The following is a 17574-nucleotide window of genomic DNA, read 5'->3' on the forward strand; positions in this document are numbered from 1 at the left end:
TCAAACCCGGAATGCACTGATCAATTGCTTGAGCTGCACCACCTGTGCGGAGAGCTGACGGCTGGCATCTTCGGTCTGGTGTGCGCCTTCGGCTGTACGTTCACCCGCGCGGTTGATCTCGACGATGTTTTGATCGATATCGTGGGCCACCGCGGTTTGCTGCTCGACAGCCGCAGCGATTTGCTGGTTCTGATCGACGATCATCCCTACTGCAGCGAGGATGTTTTCCAGCGCCTGCTGAACCTTTTCCGATTGACTGACCGTGCCACTGGCCATCTGATGGCTGACACCCATGGCTTTCACCGCCGCGCTTACACCGCTGTGCAGCTTGGCAATCATCTGCTCGATTTCTTCAGTCGATTGCTGGGTGCGCTTGGCCAGCGTGCGGACCTCGTCGGCCACCACCGCAAAACCGCGTCCCTGCTCACCAGCACGCGCGGCCTCGATGGCCGCGTTGAGCGCCAACAGGTTGGTCTGCTCGGCAATGCTTTTGATCACTTCGAGTACACGGCTGATGGACTGGCTGTCACTGGCCAATTGATTGATCACCAACACCGACTGGTCGATCTCGCTGGCCAACTGGGCAATGCTGCCCTGTTGCGACTCCACCAGGCCACGTCCACTGATGGTTTCATCGTTGACGCTGTGGGCACTGCTGACCGCCGCTGCCGCGCTGCGGGCCACTTCCTGGGCAGTCGCCGACATCTGATTCATCGCGGTGGCAACCTGTTCGATCTGGCTGCGCTGACCGGCCACCGCCTGATTGCTCTGAGCCGATACCGATTGCACCTGACCGGCCTGACGCTCGACTTCACTGACGGTCTTGCCCACCAGTTCGATCAAGTCATGGATCTTCGCCACGGTGCCGTTGAACACATTGCCCAGCTCACCCAACTCATCGCGACTTTGGGCGGTGAAGGACACGGTCATGTCCCCCGCCGCCACCTTGTCCATCACCTCTCCCAGGCGCTTGAGGGTGGTGCGGGTCGAGGCATAGAAACCGCCGTAGAGGTAAACGATCAACCAGAACACCGCCGCCAGCGCAACCACCAACAACACCATGTGCGTGCGATTCTGTTCCAGACGCTGCTGCAGCTCCACACCCAGAAATTTCAGCGTGGCCTCGTTCAATTCGTAGGTTTGCGCCATCAATCCACTGACCTGATCGTAAAAAGCCTGCCAGGGCGCATCGAGGGTGTCCGCCATCACCACCTGTTCTTCAAACAGCTCGCTGCCTTGTTTGAGCGTGCTTGCGCTGGCACTGGCCAATTGATCCAGAGTGTCGTGAGCCGCTTTGCTTGAGCCCAATGCATCCTGCAACTTCAAGCCGTACTCGGCCTGGAGCTTTTCAATCTGCTGTAATAGCTCATCGAAGCGCGTGCTCGAAGACGAATTGAGGAAACCTTGACCCAGCGAATAGCTGCCTATGGCCCGACCTTCGCCGAGGATCTGCGTGACTTGCGGGGTGACACTGGTGATCAGTTCACTCAACTGACGCATGTCACTTTGATTGTCGCGGCTCAAGCCGGATTGGCTGGCGACGATCTGACTGAAAATTTGCGCACTGCCGAGTAACTTGCCGATCAACGCGCTTTTGCTTTGCAAAGAGTTTTCGGCTTGCTGAGCCTTGAAAGCGCTAATCATTTCATCGCGTTTGCCATCGAAAACGCTGATCTGCTCGGGGTCGATAGTCACCGCCTCCAGCCCCTGCATACGCGCCAGGACGCTCTGTTCAAGGGAGCTGATCTTCGACTCGAGATCCCCTGCTTTGCCGGATTGACCAAGGGTCACGTTGATCTGCACCAGGTTGTTCAGGGTTTCCAGATCGCGACGAAGCGTCAGGCTGCTGCCTAGCAGGTCAAGGCTTTGCAATTCGACCCGAGTGCCCTGGAATTCGCGATAGGAGTCGCGAACCAGATAGAAATTGGTCACCAGCATCGGCAGGAAAAACAGAACACTGATCAGGCTGAACTTCATGCCGAAGCTCAGGCGGTTCATCAGCGCGACGGCGGGATAGAGCAAGCTCTTCACTGGAAGTCTCCCTTTCTTTTATTGTTATCGGCAGGCACGCGAAGACAGCAGATAGCCACTATTCGGCGCTACGTCTGTATAGCTCAAATCGAAGGGAGGTTTTGTAACTTAAAGTTAACCGCGGTCTTGTGAGCGGGGAGATTCCAGTAAGTTAAGCGAAACGCTGGCCCCCCTGTGGGAGCGAGCTTGCTCGCGATGGTCGTTAACGATAACGCGTGTTTTCTGAATAAACGCGTCGCCCTTGAGACCATCGCGAGCAAGCTCGCTCCCACATAGAGACCTCATTTCCTTAACTTACCGCGTTAAGGGCAAGCCCCCTCGGCTCTCAGGGCAACACCGTCCACAGCGCAAAACACGCATACCAGAGCACCGCTGCCCGGAGCAGAAGCTCCCACAACCGGTCCAGACTGGTAATGCCATCAGCACCGACCATCGGCGCCGGGATCTCGCCGGCCACCAGGCCGACTTTTTCCACCAATTGCGCGGCGCTGATGTTCCAGTTGAGCAACTCATGCAACATCACCCGGCTGACCGCTACAAAGTTGCCGACCAGCGCAAAGCTTGCGGCCAACAGCCGCACCGGCAACCAGTCGAAGGCATGCCGCAGTTGCGCGGCGCGCTCGACCAGCGCCGGGTTTTTCCCGTGTTCCGCGGCCAATGCCAGCAGGCGATAGCTCAACGCCGCGACCGGACCGAGCAGGAAGTACCAGAAAATCACCGCAAAGAAGCTCTGATAGGCCTCCCACAGCAAGTGTCCTTGAACCCGTTCAAGCAACTGTTCGCCACTGTCAGCGCCAATATCCAGGTCACGCTTGGCAACATGAGTGGCGGCCTGCAGGTCTTCACGACGCCAGGCATCGCGAAACGGCCCTAAACCTGCCAACAAATCACCGCGCCCCAGACTGTAAATCACCACCAGCAGATGAATCGGAAAGGCCAACAGACCGTAGGCCACCGGCTCCAGCACCACCAGCAATAATCCCAGCACTGCCACCGGGAACAAAATCAGCAACGCCAGCACCCGCCAGGGTCGATTCACAAATCGTGGACTGCCCTCAAGTTTGGCCAACTCGCGCAACCATCCACTGTCGCGCTGGACCCGATGACGCAAGGCCGAGAATTTCTCGATCCAGACCGCCAGCAGTAACACCAGAAAACTCATTGTCCTTCCCCTTTTCCCAGAGCCCCGCGAAAACGTGCCCAGTCGAACGCAGGCCCTGGATCGGTCTTGCGCCCGGGTGCAATATCACTATGACCACAGATACGTTGCGCAGTGATCGCAGTGAAGGCCTCCTGCAATTGCCGGGTCAAGGCAATCAACGCCTGATATTGAGCATCGGTGAACGGCAGCTCATCTGTGCCTTCCAATTCAATGCCCAAGGAAAAATCATTACAGCCTTCCCGCCCATCGAAGCGGGAGACCCCCGCGTGCCAGGCACGCTCAAGACAGGAGACAAACTGAGTGATCGCGCCGTCACGCTCGATCAAAAAATGTGCAGATACGCGAAGGTCGGCTATCCCTGCAAAATAGGGATGCTCCGTGACATCCAGACGATTCTGAAAGAACTCCTGCACTTTACCCGTCGCAAACTGCGCCGGCGGCAAACTGATGTTGTGGATCACCAGCAGGGAAATCTCACCCGTGGGGCGCGCATTGAAGTTTGGTGACGGGCAATGACGAACGCCTTCACACCAACCGCTAGCGGGGTCCAACTGCATACAGGTTCCTTGCGCAACGACTTCGATGGCCCAGTATGCCGCGATCGGCACTCAGGTTGCGATCACTTGCCGCGATTGAGTTGGCGTAGATTACCGATAACCGACTCCAGCGCCCGATCAAACAGCAAGGTGTCATCGAGTTTGCGAACGGCCCCGGAGCGGAATTCCAATGCCAGCGAGGTACGGGTTCGCTCCAGCACCTTCATGCCGGTACGGTTGACGAATATGTACTTGCCGGATGGCTGGATGATCGCTGCCAGTTTGCAACGCAGCGTGTTTTCTTCGTCTTCCTGAAATTCGACCCAGCACCCCGGACGCAGCTGATTGACCTGAAGCAGGCCCGCGTCATCTGCAGCCAGACGTACAGGGGGCATCTCGACGAGCCCTTCATCGGCGGTCCTCAGGACAATTTTCTGGACCACCTCAACCATCGTCGGCAAGTCATCATTGCCCGCAATGGCCATGCTCTGCTCGAGCTCCTGAGCCGCGAGATGCCGAAATACCTGGAGGTGCAACGCTTCCAGCTGACTGAAAAACTCACGGGTGGCAAAAGGATCGAATGCCGCGCTACTCAAGCCTTCACGCAGCGCCTTGAGCAGCCCCGGCACCAAGCTGAGCAAATGCAGGCCGGCGTCTGCGTCTTCGTGGCGTTGAACGCTCCAGATCAAGTCATCCATGGTCTGCAAGCCGGTCTGCCACTCGACAGACTGTTCGCCGTGCTTGAGACAAGTCAGCAACAACACCGTGCTCCAGGCCTCCTGCAAAAAGCCTACGACGACTTGCGGCAAAACCTTGCCCAATAGCCGCTGATTCAGCGCTTGCTCGACATACTGGCGGGCCAGGTGCGTCCTGGCGCGTCCCTCTTCGGCGTCACGCGTACGCTGCTCCAGCAGTTCGCTGCGACGGCGCTCGTCATTGGTGAACGCCAGAAAATCGGCCAATAGTTCAGAGAAGATCGCCGGGTCGTCGACAAAGTCATTCAACAGTCGCTGTACGACCTGTTCGATGCGCAGGTACAGGCTGTCGCGCTGGTGGTCATCACATTCGCCCCAGCCCAAAGCAGCGGCGGCAATTTCGTTGAGCAGACGCCGGGCCGGATGACTGGCGCGGCTGAAAAAGCTCTTGTCGAGCACCGCGACTTTCAGCATCGGGATCTGCAAGCGCCCGATCAGGGCCTTGAGCGAATCGGGTAAATTGTGATCATCGAGGATGAACTCGAAGAGCATCGCAATCAGGTTGATCACATCCTCGTCAGCCACGCCGACGACCCTGGACTTGCCGCTTTTGACGCTGACTCGGGTCAGCAATTGCTCAAGCTGATTACGCAGATCGAAATCATCCTGAGCGCTGGGCCCAGGTACGTACTGCTGCAGATGCGAGAGCAGACGCAGCAGATCCCGGGTCGAAACAGGCTGAGTCTGCGCACTGGCTTCGAGGATCGGTGCAACACTGCCCCTGACGTGGAAAAGCAGCTCCTGCAAGGCCGCGAAGACTTCCTGCACGCTCTCGTCGATCTGCGCGCTGCCGGACCTGGCCGTACCGGGGTCGGTTTGCGCGGTACCGGTGCTGACGACTGCCCGGTCGCAAGCCCGGCGGGCGGGCGCAGGTTTGAGCTCGGGGAGCACACCGGTGGCGATCAACAGTTGATTGGCTTCGGCATAGAGTTGGTCGCCATCGCTCAGAACATACTTCTCGAACAGCTTGAGAATGATCAGCTTGACCCTGATCTCCACGCCCAGATTGCGCCCGGCCTCGAGGAAATACTCGCAGAGCATGGCCGGCCCCATCGGGTTGTGCTGATCGTCAAGCTGCTTGCCGAGCAGCACACCCAAGCGTGCGGTCAATTGGCCCAGAGCAAAGCCGTCACGACTGAGCGCCTTGGCGACCATTGCCTCCAGCGCTACGGCTCTTTCCAGCTCGTCGCTGGGGATCTGCACCGATGGATCGCAAATCACCGACTGGGGAAACGACATTTGCGCGATGTCGTACTGAGCGAGGCTGACAAAGCCCTCGAAGAGTTTCTCGAGAAAGACGCGCTCGATGCTTTTGCGCTTGAGCCGCAAGTCGCGCATGGCTTCGAAGAAAGTGTTCTGATCGACATTGTTCTGAGCCCTGTCAGCCATCTCGAACAAGGTGTCATCGGCGTTATCGAACAATTCCTGCAAGCCATGCCTGAGCTGCTGTGCGGCCTTGTCGCGAACCTGAAGCAGAATGGCAGGCAGGCGGGCGAGCGGCGAATGGCTCGCCTGATCAGTAGCCGCCTTGTGCAAAGGCACTACGTTCCCGTCATTGTGCATCCAGGCCTCCTGAAACGGTCATTCTTCAGTAACGTCAAAGCCATGACGTCAATTGCAAGGCAGATTATCTTGTAAAAGGTGTCACTTGTACTAGCAGACCCTGCACTTCATTTTGAAACAGCCCCTCGAACACAGACCTTCCCACAGGCCTGACGGCTCAGCTGACGCGACCAAATGCATGCCTGAGAGCAAAGCGCGGGTGTTTGTCGTCTTGGGTTAGCTCGCTGCATGGCCCTATAATCGGGCCACTTTGTTTGTGGAGCCCGTTATGCCGAATCTACGCCTCGCCGACCTGACCGCCGAAATCGAAGCCAACGTGCGCCGTGCGTTGCTTGAAGACATCGGCAGCGGCGACATCACCGCACAACTGATCCCGGCTGAACGCCTGGCCAAAGCCACCATCATCACTCGCGATGCGGCCGTCATCAGCGGCACCGCCTGGGTCGATTCGGTATTTCGGCAACTGGACCCGCGAGTTGCGGTGCACTGGCAAGTGCGTGACGGCGAGCGCGTCAGCCCTGATCAGGTACTGTTCAATCTCGAAGGCCCTGCTCGCTCGCTGCTCAGCGGCGAACGCTGTGCCCTGAATTTCCTGCAATTGCTGTCTGGAATCGCCACTCGCGCGCAGTACTACGCCGACCAGGTCGCGGACACTCAGGTAAAACTGCTGGATACGCGCAAAACGCTGCCTGGCCTGCGACTGGCGCAGAAGTATGCTGTCACCTGCGGTGGCTGCCACAACCATCGCATCGGCCTGTATGACGCCTTCCTTATCAAGGAAAACCATATCGCTGCCTGTGGTGGCATTGCTCAGGCAATCACCGCTGCGCACAGAATCGCCCCGGGCAAACCGGTGGAGGTAGAGGTGGAAAGTCTTGAGGAATTGAAAGAGGCGCTGGCTGCCGGTGCCGACATCATCATGCTCGACGAACTCAGCCAGGACGACATGCGCGAAGCTGTGCGCCTTAACGCTGGCAAGGCCAAACTCGAGGCAAGTGGCGGGATCAACGAAAGCACCTTGCTGCCGATTGCACAAACCGGGGTGGATTACATTTCGATTGGTGCAATGACCAAGGATGTGAAGGCGGTGGACCTGTCGATGCGTCTGAGTCTCTGATATCGCCTTTGATAGTCCCGTATAAAAAAACGCCAGCCTCATAAAGGCTGGCATTTTTTTTATCAAAAGCTATCAGACCACCAGATTATTCATCTCGCAGTACTCTTCCCACTCGACGCCCAATACCTCGGCCGCCTCCTTGTGCAGTGCCAGGCGCGCGGCCTCGAACTCTTCGGGGCTTGTGGTGTACTTGAGCGTCAGCTCCCACGGCTGCAAGCCCTGAGCTTCTGCCTCATCCTCGAACGCCCACTGGATCTGGTCTCTCTGATCGTCGGCGGGCAAGTCCTTGATCTCTTCCAGCAACTGGGGCGCATCCAGCACGTATTTTTTCAGGGCTTCTTCGTGTCTGGCTTCTTGGGTCAATTCTTTAACGGTCATGGCGTTCTCGCTGATCTGGGGAATGGAAGATGGATCTGGATCATCAAGGATCTCTCTGACGCAAAAAAACCGTTTGAAGCCCGGTTTGTCTGGCCTTCAGAACCATTCGGGATCATCTGAAAACAACGGGGTGGTGCATTCACTAGATTCGAATATAGGACCTTTGCTTCAGGATTTATATGGATCGTTGCATCAAATCCATAAAAAACCGGACGTCATCACCGCCTCCTGCCATTTTGTGCAGCCTTCAGGAACATGTCCGTCGAGGACCTGAGCACAAAGGTGAAATGAAGAAGAGAATGGTGCCCGAGACAGGAATCGAACCTGCGACCTTCGCGTTACGAGTGCGCTGCTCTACCGGCTGAGCTACACGGGCGATGGGCTAAACCTAGCACTGGCTTCGGGGTCCGGCAACTTCACGAAGCGTTTCAATTTTTCGCAGGCAAAAAAATGCCCCGCAGCGTTCACTGCGGGGCATTTTTACAACGTTGAAGCGGTCAGGCGTGGGGAGTGTTTAAACGCCCGAAGCCTTGGCTGCTGCTACGTCTTTGATGGACAGCTTGATACGGCCGCGGTTGTCCACGTCCAGTACCAGCACTTCCACTTCCTGGCCTTCTTTCAGAATGTCGGTCACTTTCTCGACGCGAGCATCGCTCAGCATGGAGATGTGAACCAGACCGTCCTTGCCCGGCAGGATGTTGACGAAGGCACCGAAGTCGACGATGCGCTCAACCTTACCGACGTAGATCTTGCCGATCTCGGCTTCAGCGGTGATACCCAGAACGCGCTGACGAGCAGCTTCAGCCGCTTCCTTGGTTTCGCCGAAGATCTTGATCGAGCCGTCGTCTTCGATGTCGATCGAAGCCTTGGTCTCTTCACAGATCGCACGAATGGTCGCGCCGCCTTTACCGATGACATCACGGATTTTGTCGGTGTCGATTTTCATCGCGATCATGGTCGGAGCGTTTTCCGACAGTTCGGTACGCGACTGAGCAATGATCTGGTTCATCTGGCCGAGGATATTCAGGCGCGCTTCCAGGGCTTGGCCCAGAGCGATTTCCATGATTTCTTCGGTGATGCCTTTGATCTTGATGTCCATCTGCAGCGCGGTCACACCTTTGGCGGTACCGGCTACTTTGAAGTCCATGTCGCCCAGGTGGTCTTCGTCACCCAGGATGTCGGTCAGGACGGCGAACTTCTCGCCTTCTTTAACCAGACCCATGGCGATACCGGCAACTGGCGCCTTCATCGGCACACCAGCGTCCATCAGCGCCAGGGAAGCGCCGCAGACCGAAGCCATGGAGCTGGAACCGTTGGACTCGGTGATTTCCGATACGACACGGATGGTGTACGGGAACACGTCAGCAGCAGGCAGCATGGCCTGAACCGAACGACGAGCCAGACGGCCGTGACCGATTTCGCGGCGACCAGCGCCACCCATGCGACCACACTCGCCCACCGAGAACGGAGGGAAGTTGTAGTGCAGCATGAACGGGTCTTTTTTCTCGCCTTCCAGGGTGTCCAGCAGCTGTGCGTCACGGGCAGTACCCAGAGTGGCAACAACCAGGGCCTGGGTTTCGCCACGGGTGAACAGTGCCGAACCGTGAGTCTTTGGCAGAACGCCGACTTCGATGTTCAGCGGACGTACGGTGCGGGTGTCACGGCCATCGATACGCGGCTTGCCGTTAACGATGTTTTCGCGAACGGTGCGGTATTCGATTTCGCCGAAGGCAGCTTTGACATCGCTCGAAGAAGGCTGACCTTCCTCGCCCGACAGCTTGGCAACGATCTGGTCACGCAACTCGCCCAGACGTGCATAACGCTCGTGCTTGACGGTGATGGTGTAAGCCTGGGAAATCGCGTCGCCGAACTCGAAGCGGATGGCGCCCAGCAGAGCGGTGGCTTCCGGCTTTGGCTGCCAGTCCCAGGTTGGTTTGGCGGCTTCAGCGGCCAGTTCCTTGACAGCCTGGATAACGACCTGGAATTCGTCGTGGGCGAACAGTACGGCGCCCAGCATCTGGTCTTCGGTCAGCTCTTTGGCTTCCGATTCAACCATCAATACCGCTTCCGAAGTACCGGCAACAACCATGTCCAGGCTCGAAGCCTTGAGTTGCTCGTAAGTCGGGTTCAGCAGGTAGCCGGTGCTTTCGTGGAACGCAACGCGGGCAGCGCCGATCGGGCCATCGAAAGGAATGCCGGAGATGGCCAGCGCAGCCGAAGTACCGATCATCGCAGCGATGTCCGGATCGGTTTTCTTGCTGGTGGAAACGACGGTGCAGACAACCTGCACTTCGTTCATGAAGCCTTCAGGGAACAGCGGACGGATCGGACGGTCGATCAGTCGGGAAGTCAGGGTTTCTTTCTCGGAAGGACGGCCTTCGCGCTTGAAGAAACCGCCAGGGATCTTACCGGCAGCGTAAGTCTTTTCCTGGTAGTGAACGGACAGCGGGAAGAAGCCCTTGCCTGGATCGGCTTGTTTGGCACCGACTACGGTCACCAATACGCTGACGTCGTCGTCAACGGTGACCAATACTGCGCCGGAGGCCTGACGGGCGATACGGCCAGTCTCGAGGGTAACGGTCGACTGACCGAACTGGAATTTTTTGATTACCGGGTTCACGGTGTCCTACCTTCTTTTGTGGCTCTTGGGGAACTTGTCTTCTTGCGAAATTCTTGGGCAACGCCGGGAATCGGCCCGACTGTGATTGTCCAGGGTAAAGCAGGTATCCAGATAAAACTTGAGGCTGGGAGCCTGCCATACACCAGCGGGGAACCCACTGACGTACGACAGACAACCAACCTCTAGCGCAATCGCTTATTAGCGACGCAGACCCAAGCGACCGATCAGAGCCTGGTAACGGCCCAGATCCTTGCCTTTCAGGTAGTCCAGCAGCTTACGACGCTGGTTTACCATGCGGATCAGACCACGACGGGAGTGGTGATCTTTACCGTTGGCCTTGAAGTGACCTTGCAGTTTGTTGATGTTGTGGGTCAGCAGTGCAACTTGCACTTCTGGCGAACCAGTGTCACCAACAGCTTGCTGGTAGTCAGCTACGATTTGAGCTTTTTCTTGAACGTCGAGAGCCATGAGGCAATCCTTTTATCAGGAAACTGTTTCAGAAAAACAGTTTCAACAGGCCAGGGACAAATCCCTGTATCTAAAAATGAGTAGTGACCGTGCCTGTTAACAGCCACCCTCGTCCGGTCATTCTGACCGAATCAGTCGACGCGGCGCGATGCGCCCGTCTTCGCTCACTTCACCGATACCGATGAAGCGACCGTTGTGATCCTGTACCCGTACCATGCCGAACTTCGGTGCATCCGGGGCCCGTACCGGTTGGCCGTTAAGCCAGTAGAACGAGCTGTGCTCCGAGAACTGCAACAGTGGCCAATCCAGCAGGCCGCTGTCCGATGGCATCAGGAAGCGATCAACCGCCTCGTTGCCGCCTTCGGCATGTACCGCTTCCAGCTCTTCCAGCGTGACCGTCTGGGCCAGCGTGAAAGGCCCGGCCTGGGTCCGTCGCAGTTCAGCAACGTAAGCGCCACAGCCGAGTTGCTCACCGATATCCTCCACAAGGGTCCGGATATAGGTGCCTTTGCTGCAATCCACTGCAAGCCGGGCAGTATCGCCCTCGAACGCTAGCAATTCCAAGCGCGCAATAGTAACAGAACGCGGTTCGCGCTCCACCACTTCACCTGCACGGGCCAGCTTGTAAAGCGGCTGGCCATCACGCTTGAGAGCCGAGTACATCGGTGGTATCTGACTGATTTGGCCACGAAAATTCGGCAGCACAGCTTCGATATCGGCGCGACCAACGGTCACCGGGCGTTCCTGCAAAACTTCACCTTCGGCATCCGCCGTGGTGGTGGTCTTGCCCAGTTGCGCCAGGGTTTCATAAGCCTTGTCGGAATCGAGCAGGTATTGCGAGAACTTGGTGGCCTCGCCGAAGCACAACGGCAGCACGCCGGTGGCCAGCGGATCGAGACTGCCGGTGTGCCCGGCCTTCTCGGCATTGAGCAACCAGCGGACTTTTTGCAGCGCTGCGTTGGAGGTGAACCCCAACGGCTTGTCGAGCAGGATGATGCCGCTGACGTTACGACGGATACGTTTGACCTGAGCCACCGATTACTCCTTGGCGTCTTCTAGATCAGCGGCTACCGGGTGCTGGTTGTCCTCAGCCACGGCGCGTTCGATCAACGCCGAAAGATGGGCACCACGCACGACGCTTTCGTCATAGTGGAAGTGCAACTGTGGAACGCTGCGCAACTTCATCTCGCGGGCCAGCTGCATACGCAGGAAACCGGCGGCCGAGTTGAGCACCTTGATGCTCTGGGCGATCTCTTCAGCACTGTCCTGGCCCATCACGGTGATGAAGATCTTGGCGTGACCGACGTCACGGCTGACTTCAACAGCGGTAATGGTGACCAGACCGACGCGCGGATCTTTGACTTCACGACGGATCAGTTGTGCCAGCTCGCGCTGCATCTGATCGCCGATACGTTGGGTACGGCTATATTCTTTTGCCATGTATTGTTACCTGTCACTGACCCACGGTGAAACCCGTGTGGTCTGAAAGCGGCAAACGCCCGGCCTGGCAGAAGCCGGACCGGGCGTTGCGTTTAGAGTCCCGTGTGAGCGCAGCGCATTTGCATGCAATGACCCATCATGGCTCTTGAAGCTCGCGACTTAGAGGCTGCGAGCAACCTGGACCTTCTCGAAGACTTCGATCTTGTCACCGGCCTTGACGTCGTTGTAGCTCTTGACGCCGATACCGCATTCCATGCCGGCACGCACTTCGGACATATCGTCCTTGAAGCGGCGCAGGGATTCGAGCTCGCCTTCGAAAATAACGATGTCTTCGCGCAGTACACGGATCGGACGGTTGCGGTGAACCACACCTTCCAGAACCATACAGCCGGCGATCGCACCGAACTTCGGCGAACGGAACACGTCGCGGACTTCAGCGATACCCAGGATGTTCTCCCGAACGTCGCTGCCAAGCATGCCGGTAAGGGCTTTCTTGACGTCTTCGATGATGTCGTAGATCACGTTGTAGTAACGCATATCCAGACCTTCCTGCTCGACAATCTTGCGAGCGCCGGCATCGGCACGCACGTTGAAGCCGAACAGTACAGCGTTGGAGGCCAGTGCCAGGTTGGCGTCGCTCTCGGTGATACCACCGACACCGCCACCGACTACGCGCACTTGCACTTCATCGTTACCCAGGCCGCCGAGGGCGCCCTGCAGAGCTTCCAGCGAACCACGGACGTCGGATTTGAGGACGATGTTAAGCGTCTTCTTCTCTTCCTGGCCCATGTTCTCGAAGATGTTTTCCAGCTTGCCAGCGTGAGCACGAGCCAGTTTGACTTCGCGGAACTTGCCTTGACGGAACAGGGCAACTTCGCGCGCCTTCTTCTCGTCAGTCATTACGCTCAGCTCGTCACCAGCTTCCGGCGTACCGTCCAGACCGAGAATCTCGACTGGAATCGATGGACCGGCTTCCTTGATCGGCTTGCCGTTTTCGTCAAGCATCGCCCGGATACGGCCGAAGTTCGAACCGACCAGGACCATGTCACCTTGACGCAGCGTGCCGTCAGAAACCAGAACGGTTGCAACCGGACCACGACCCTTGTCGAGACGCGATTCAACCACAACGCCACGCCCAGGAGCGGACGGGGTTGCCATCAGTTCGAGAACCTCGGCTTGCAGCAGGACTGCTTCCAGCAGGTCGTCAACGCCAGTACCCATTTTCGCGGAGACTGAAACGAACGGAGTATCGCCACCCCATTCTTCGGACGTAACACCGTGGACGGACAGTTCGCTACGAATGCGATCGAGATCGGCACCCGGCTTGTCGATTTTGTTCACCGCCACAACCAGCGGAACACCGGCGGCCTTGGCATGCTGAACAGCTTCGATGGTCTGCGGCATCACGCCGTCGTCCGCCGCAACTACCAGAATCACGATGTCGGTCGCCTTGGCACCACGAGCACGCATTGCAGTAAACGCAGCGTGACCAGGGGTGTCGAGGAAGGTGACCATGCCGCGTTCGGTTTCAACGTGGTAAGCACCGATGTGCTGGGTGATACCACCGGCTTCGCCAGCAGCTACCTTGGCACGACGGATGTAGTCGAGCAGCGAAGTTTTACCATGGTCAACGTGGCCCATTACGGTCACGACTGGCGCACGGGAGAACGTCTCACCTTCGAACTTCAGCGATTCTGCCAGGGAGTCTTCCAGGGCGGTGTCGCTGACCAGGGTCACTTTGTGGCCCAGTTCTTCAGCTACCAGCTGAGCAGTTTCCTGATCGAGTACCTGGTTGATGGTCGCCGGAGTGCCCATCTTGAACATGAACTTGATGACTTCAGCAGCCTTGACCGACATCTGCGCGGCCAAATCGCCCACAGTGATGGTCTCGCCGATCTGGACGTCACGAATCACTGGGCCGGTTGGGCTCTGGAAACCGTGGGCGTTGCGTTTCTTCAGCTTGGCCTTGCCGCGACCACCACGACGGAAGCCATCGCTTTCTTCGTCGGTAGTACGAGGGGCAACGCGTGGAGCCGGTGCCTTCTCTTTAACGGTTGCACGATGCGGAGCATTGCTCTTGCGCTCGCCATCGCCGCGACGACTGCTGTCATCACTGCGTGGTTTGTCCGGGCGACGTTGCTCATCACGCTTGCGAGCGTCAACTGCCGGTACAACAGCCACTACAGGGGCGGCTTCATGCACAGGTGCAGCGACAGCAGCAGGCGCTACAACAGCGTCATTTGCGGACGATTGCGCAGCAGCAGGCTGGCGGCGCGCTTCTTCTTCGGCGCGACGCTTGGCTTCTTCTTCAGCCTTCTGACGAGCAGCATTTTCTACTGCGCGACGTTCTTCCAGTTCGCGTTTGCGCTCGGCTTCGATTTCTTCCGGGCTGCGCTGTACGAAGACTTTCTTCTTGCGTACTTCAACGCTGATGCTTTTACTGCCAGCAACACGCAGGGTGCTGGTGGTTTTGCGCTGCAATGTGATCTTGCGCGGTTCTTCCACTTTCGCCTTGTGGCTGCTTTTCAAGTGAGTCAGCAGAGCCTGCTTCTCACTGTCGGTCACATCTTGCTCGGCGGCGGTGTGCGGCAGACCTGCCTCACGCATCTGCTGCAACAGGCGCTCTACCGGTGTTTTGACCTCATCGGCCAGTTGTTTCACCGTGACTTGCGTCATGCACTTCTCTCCTCAGGCCGCGCCTAATTACTCGAACCAATGGGCTCGGGCGGCCATGATCAACTTGCCGGCACGATCATCGTCAATGCCGTCGATGTCGAGCAGGTCGTCAATAGACTGCTCGGCCAGGTCTTCGCGGGTAATTACGCCGCGCACCGCCAGTTCCATCGCCAAATCCTTGTCCATACCCTCAAGCGAGAGCAGGTCTTCGGCCGGATGGGCGTCTGCCAGCTTTTCCTCAGTAGCGATGGCTTTAGTCAACAAACGATCCTTGGCACGAGCGCGAAGCTCGTTGACGGTTTCCTCGTCAAAGCCATCGATGTTGAGCATTTCCTCCACCGGTACGTAGGCAATCTCTTCCAGGCTGGTAAAGCCTTCATCGACCAGAACCTGTGCCAGATCTTCGTCGACTTCCAGCTCGTCGATGAAGTTGCGCAGGATGTCGCCGGTTTCTGCTTGCTGCTTAGCCTGGATGTCCGATTCGGTCATCACGTTCAGGGTCCAGCCAGTCAACTGGCTAGCCAGACGCACGTTCTGACCACCGCGACCGATGGCCTGAGCCAGATTGTCTGCGCCAACGGCGATGTCCATTGCATGGGCATCTTCGTCAACGATAATTGCCGCGACTTCAGCCGGTGACATGGCGTTGATCACGAACTGCGCCGGGTTGTCGTCCCACAGGACGATATCCACACGCTCGCCGCCCAATTCGCCAGACACTGCCTGGACGCGCGAACCGCGCATGCCGATGCAGGCGCCTTGCGGGTCGATGCGTTTGTCTTTGGAACGGACCGCAATTTTGGCACGAGAACCCGGATCGCGGGATGCTGCCATCACCTCGATCAGACCTTCGGCAATTTCCGGCACTTCAATGCGGAACAGTTCGATCAGCATTTCCGGTGCGGTACGCGACAGGATCAGCTGAGGACCACGGTTCTCGGTGCGGATCTCCTTGAGCAGCGCACGCAGACGCACGCCAACACGGAAAGTCTCACGAGAGATAATGTCTTCACGAGCCAGCAACGCTTCAGCGTTGTTGCCCAGATCGACGATCACGTTATCGCGAGTGACTTTCTTCACGGTGCCGGAGATGATTTCTCCCAGGCGCTCGCGATAGGCATCAACGACTTGAGCACGCTCGGCTTCGCGGACTTTCTGCACGATGACCTGTTTGGCGGTCTGTGCAGCGATGCGGCCAAACTCGATCGAATCGATTTTGACTTCAACGATGTCGCCAGCTTTAGCGCCAGGCTGGGTTTCCTGAGCCTGCTCGACCCACATCTCGATAGCCGGATCGTCCAGATCTGCCTCTTCGACTACCGCCCAGCGACGGAAAGTCTCATAGGCACCGGTGTGGCGGTTAATTTCCACACGCAGGTCAACTTCGTCTTCGAAACGCTTTTTGGTAGCCGTGGCCAGAGCCAGCTCCAGCGCTTCAAAAATAACGTTTGCCGGTACGCCCTTTTCATTGGATACCGACTCAACAACCAGCAGTACTTCTTTGCTCATCGTACGCCTCGCCTTTCGCAAGCCATTGGATCCGCGGGATCCGCGTCTCAGTCAAAACTGGGAATAATGTTGGCCTTGTCGATCATATCGATCGGCAACAGGAACTCATGGTCTTCAACCTGCACCACGATATCCTGCTCTTCTACGCCGCGCAGAAGGCCTTGAAAATTGCGTCGACCTTCGAAAGGCGAGCGCAGCTTGATCTTCACTTGTTCACCGGCAAATTTTGCAAACTGCTCAAGAGTGAACAGTGGGCGTTCCATGCCAGGCGAGGAAACCTCAAGGGTGTATTCAACGGCGATCGGATCTTCAACATCCAGGACACCGCTGATCTGACGGCTGACGATGGCACAATCGTCCACCAGCACGCCGCCTTCTTTATCAATATAAACGCGCAACATTGAGTGGCGACCTTGAGCCGAAAACTCAATACCCCAGCATTCATAGCCTAGGGCCACGACCACCGGGGCCAGCAAGGCCTGCAACTCTTCTAGCTTGCTCGACACCTGAACCCCCTCGTGCATGTATGTGCATGCTGTGCAAAATAAAAAAATGGGCGAAACGCCCATCCTTGAAACGCCGTCGAACAGCGGCGTAGAAAGTGTCCAGCTAACAAAAAGCCCCTGAAAAGGGGCTCCGCTAAAACTGGTTGCGGGGGCCGGATTTGAACCGACGACCTTCGGGTTATGAGCCCGACGAGCTACCAGACTGCTCCACCCCGCGACAAAGCTGGGGCAGAAGTATACGACTGATCCCTTGCAGGGTCAATCTAACCTCCACCTACAAGAAAGCCCGCAACAGCGGGCTCTCCTGATAATTGGTACCGAGAAGGGGACTCGAACCCCTACACCCTATGGGCACAACCACCTCAAGGTTGCGTGTCTACCAATTCCACCACCTCGGCAATACAACGTTACTGCATGAAACCCTTCTTACTTTTGCTCTTGAGCTGGAGGTACGTCAGTCGCATTGGGTGCCGACTTTTGCTCTTGAAGCACCGGAACATCATCAGAAGCCGGTTTTTGCTTTGGAACTTCCAACACCGCTGGATTTGGCAAACCTACTTGAGTCAGCTCATGAGCTTTCTCTTTAGCAAAGTAACCTAACCCTAAGCTGGTTATGAAGAAACCTGCGGCAAGTATAGCAGTAAACTTACTAAGAAAGGTAGAGGAACCTTGGCTTCCGAACACAGTATTTGATGCACCTGCTCCGAAAGACGCGCCAGCATCCGCACCTTTACCCTGTTGCAGCAATACCAGAGCAACAACGCCCAGAGCACCCAACAGATGAAAAACGACTACGACTGTTTCCAGCATTTT

The 17574-nt window shown here is 57.2% G+C and carries 14 protein-coding genes, 3 tRNA genes and 1 pseudogene; 1 reads left to right on the forward strand and 17 read right to left on the reverse strand.

What is annotated here, in order from left to right:
• The 5 genes and pseudogenes from AC3I0A_RS23135 to AC3I0A_RS23155 form a co-directional block, all read right to left on the reverse strand.
• A complete protein-coding gene (locus AC3I0A_RS23135) occupies window positions 1-930 on the reverse strand; it encodes a methyl-accepting chemotaxis protein (RefSeq protein WP_489378580.1) in 930 nt (309 codons plus the stop codon).
• Window positions 907-1998, reverse strand: a pseudogene (locus tag AC3I0A_RS23140) (methyl-accepting chemotaxis protein); the annotation flags it as partial. The pseudogene AC3I0A_RS23140 and the gene AC3I0A_RS23135, both read right to left, overlap by 24 nt.
• A 358-nt stretch (window positions 1999-2356) precedes the next feature.
• A complete protein-coding gene (ampE, locus tag AC3I0A_RS23145; protein ID WP_489374903.1) occupies window positions 2357-3193 on the reverse strand; it encodes a regulatory signaling modulator protein AmpE in 837 nt (278 codons plus the stop codon).
• Window positions 3190-3750: a 1,6-anhydro-N-acetylmuramyl-L-alanine amidase AmpD gene (gene ampD / locus AC3I0A_RS23150; protein ID WP_489374904.1), complete on the reverse strand. Its 561-nt coding sequence runs from the start codon at window positions 3748-3750 to the stop codon at window positions 3190-3192. The genes ampE and ampD overlap by 4 nt, the downstream gene beginning before the upstream one ends.
• 62 nt (window positions 3751-3812) lie before the next feature.
• Window positions 3813-6047: a DUF1631 domain-containing protein gene (locus AC3I0A_RS23155; protein WP_489374905.1), complete on the reverse strand. Its 2235-nt coding sequence runs from the start codon at window positions 6045-6047 to the stop codon at window positions 3813-3815.
• A 268-nt stretch (window positions 6048-6315) separates the two neighbouring features.
• On the opposite strand from AC3I0A_RS23155, the gene nadC reads away from it, so the two are divergent.
• Complete coding sequence (gene nadC / locus AC3I0A_RS23160; RefSeq protein WP_489374906.1) at window positions 6316-7164, forward strand: carboxylating nicotinate-nucleotide diphosphorylase; 849 nt, start codon at window positions 6316-6318, stop codon at window positions 7162-7164.
• Between the two features lie 72 nt (window positions 7165-7236).
• Here the strand turns inward: nadC and AC3I0A_RS23165 are convergent, their stop codons facing one another.
• The 12 genes from AC3I0A_RS23165 to secG form a co-directional block, all read right to left on the reverse strand.
• Window positions 7237-7542, reverse strand: coding sequence for a DUF6388 family protein (locus AC3I0A_RS23165; RefSeq protein WP_489374907.1), 306 nt, complete (start codon window positions 7540-7542; stop codon window positions 7237-7239).
• Window positions 7543-7842: 300 nt separating this feature from the next.
• Window positions 7843-7918 (reverse strand) — tRNA-Thr (locus AC3I0A_RS23170).
• A gap of 138 nt (window positions 7919-8056) precedes the next feature.
• Window positions 8057-10162, reverse strand: coding sequence for a polyribonucleotide nucleotidyltransferase (pnp, locus tag AC3I0A_RS23175; protein WP_489374908.1), 2106 nt, complete (start codon window positions 10160-10162; stop codon window positions 8057-8059).
• A 198-nt stretch (window positions 10163-10360) separates the two neighbouring features.
• A complete protein-coding gene (rpsO, locus tag AC3I0A_RS23180; RefSeq protein ID WP_003176135.1) occupies window positions 10361-10630 on the reverse strand; it encodes a 30S ribosomal protein S15 in 270 nt (89 codons plus the stop codon).
• A gap of 117 nt (window positions 10631-10747) precedes the next feature.
• On the reverse strand, window positions 10748-11665 hold the full coding sequence (gene truB, locus AC3I0A_RS23185; protein WP_489374909.1) for a tRNA pseudouridine(55) synthase TruB: 918 nt from the start codon (window positions 11663-11665) through the stop codon (window positions 10748-10750).
• A 3-nt stretch (window positions 11666-11668) separates the two neighbouring features.
• Window positions 11669-12070: a 30S ribosome-binding factor RbfA gene (rbfA, locus tag AC3I0A_RS23190; protein WP_489374910.1), complete on the reverse strand. Its 402-nt coding sequence runs from the start codon at window positions 12068-12070 to the stop codon at window positions 11669-11671.
• 159 nt (window positions 12071-12229) lie between these two features.
• On the reverse strand, window positions 12230-14746 hold the full coding sequence (gene infB, locus AC3I0A_RS23195; protein WP_489374911.1) for a translation initiation factor IF-2: 2517 nt from the start codon (window positions 14744-14746) through the stop codon (window positions 12230-12232).
• 27 nt (window positions 14747-14773) lie between these two features.
• Window positions 14774-16255: a transcription termination factor NusA gene (gene nusA / locus AC3I0A_RS23200; RefSeq protein ID WP_489374912.1), complete on the reverse strand. Its 1482-nt coding sequence runs from the start codon at window positions 16253-16255 to the stop codon at window positions 14774-14776.
• Window positions 16256-16302: 47 nt separating this feature from the next.
• Window positions 16303-16761, reverse strand: a complete 459-nt coding sequence (rimP, locus tag AC3I0A_RS23205) for a ribosome maturation factor RimP (protein WP_259499261.1) — start codon at window positions 16759-16761, stop codon at window positions 16303-16305.
• Between the two features lie 140 nt (window positions 16762-16901).
• A tRNA-Met gene (locus tag AC3I0A_RS23210) sits at window positions 16902-16978 on the reverse strand.
• Window positions 16979-17073: 95 nt separating this feature from the next.
• Window positions 17074-17159 (reverse strand) — tRNA-Leu (locus tag AC3I0A_RS23215).
• A gap of 28 nt (window positions 17160-17187) precedes the next feature.
• Entirely contained in the window at window positions 17188-17571 is a 384-nt protein-coding gene (gene secG, locus AC3I0A_RS23220) for a preprotein translocase subunit SecG (RefSeq protein ID WP_489374913.1), read from the reverse strand.
• Window positions 17572-17574 lie beyond the last annotated feature (3 nt).

This window comes from Pseudomonas sp. KH_024_B2, from assembly GCF_057839965.1.

Coding starts and splice junctions, on each gene's coding strand:
- AC3I0A_RS23135 (WP_489378580.1), bottom strand. CDS start 930: ATGACCGTGTCCTTCACCGCCCAAAGTCGCGATGAGTTGGGTGAGCTG.
- ampE (WP_489374903.1), bottom strand. CDS start 3,193: ATGAGTTTTCTGGTGTTACTGCTGGCGGTCTGGATCGAGAAATTCTCG.
- ampD (WP_489374904.1), bottom strand. CDS start 3,750: ATGCAGTTGGACCCCGCTAGCGGTTGGTGTGAAGGCGTTCGTCATTGC.
- AC3I0A_RS23155 (WP_489374905.1), bottom strand. CDS start 6,047: ATGCACAATGACGGGAACGTAGTGCCTTTGCACAAGGCGGCTACTGAT.
- nadC (WP_489374906.1), top strand. CDS start 6,316: ATGCCGAATCTACGCCTCGCCGACCTGACCGCCGAAATCGAAGCCAAC.
- AC3I0A_RS23165 (WP_489374907.1), bottom strand. CDS start 7,542: ATGACCGTTAAAGAATTGACCCAAGAAGCCAGACACGAAGAAGCCCTG.
- rpsO (WP_003176135.1), bottom strand. CDS start 10,630: ATGGCTCTCGACGTTCAAGAAAAAGCTCAAATCGTAGCTGACTACCAG.
- rbfA (WP_489374910.1), bottom strand. CDS start 12,070: ATGGCAAAAGAATATAGCCGTACCCAACGTATCGGCGATCAGATGCAG.
- infB (WP_489374911.1), bottom strand. CDS start 14,746: ATGACGCAAGTCACGGTGAAACAACTGGCCGATGAGGTCAAAACACCG.
- nusA (WP_489374912.1), bottom strand. CDS start 16,255: ATGAGCAAAGAAGTACTGCTGGTTGTTGAGTCGGTATCCAATGAAAAG.
- secG (WP_489374913.1), bottom strand. CDS start 17,571: ATGCTGGAAACAGTCGTAGTCGTTTTTCATCTGTTGGGTGCTCTGGGC.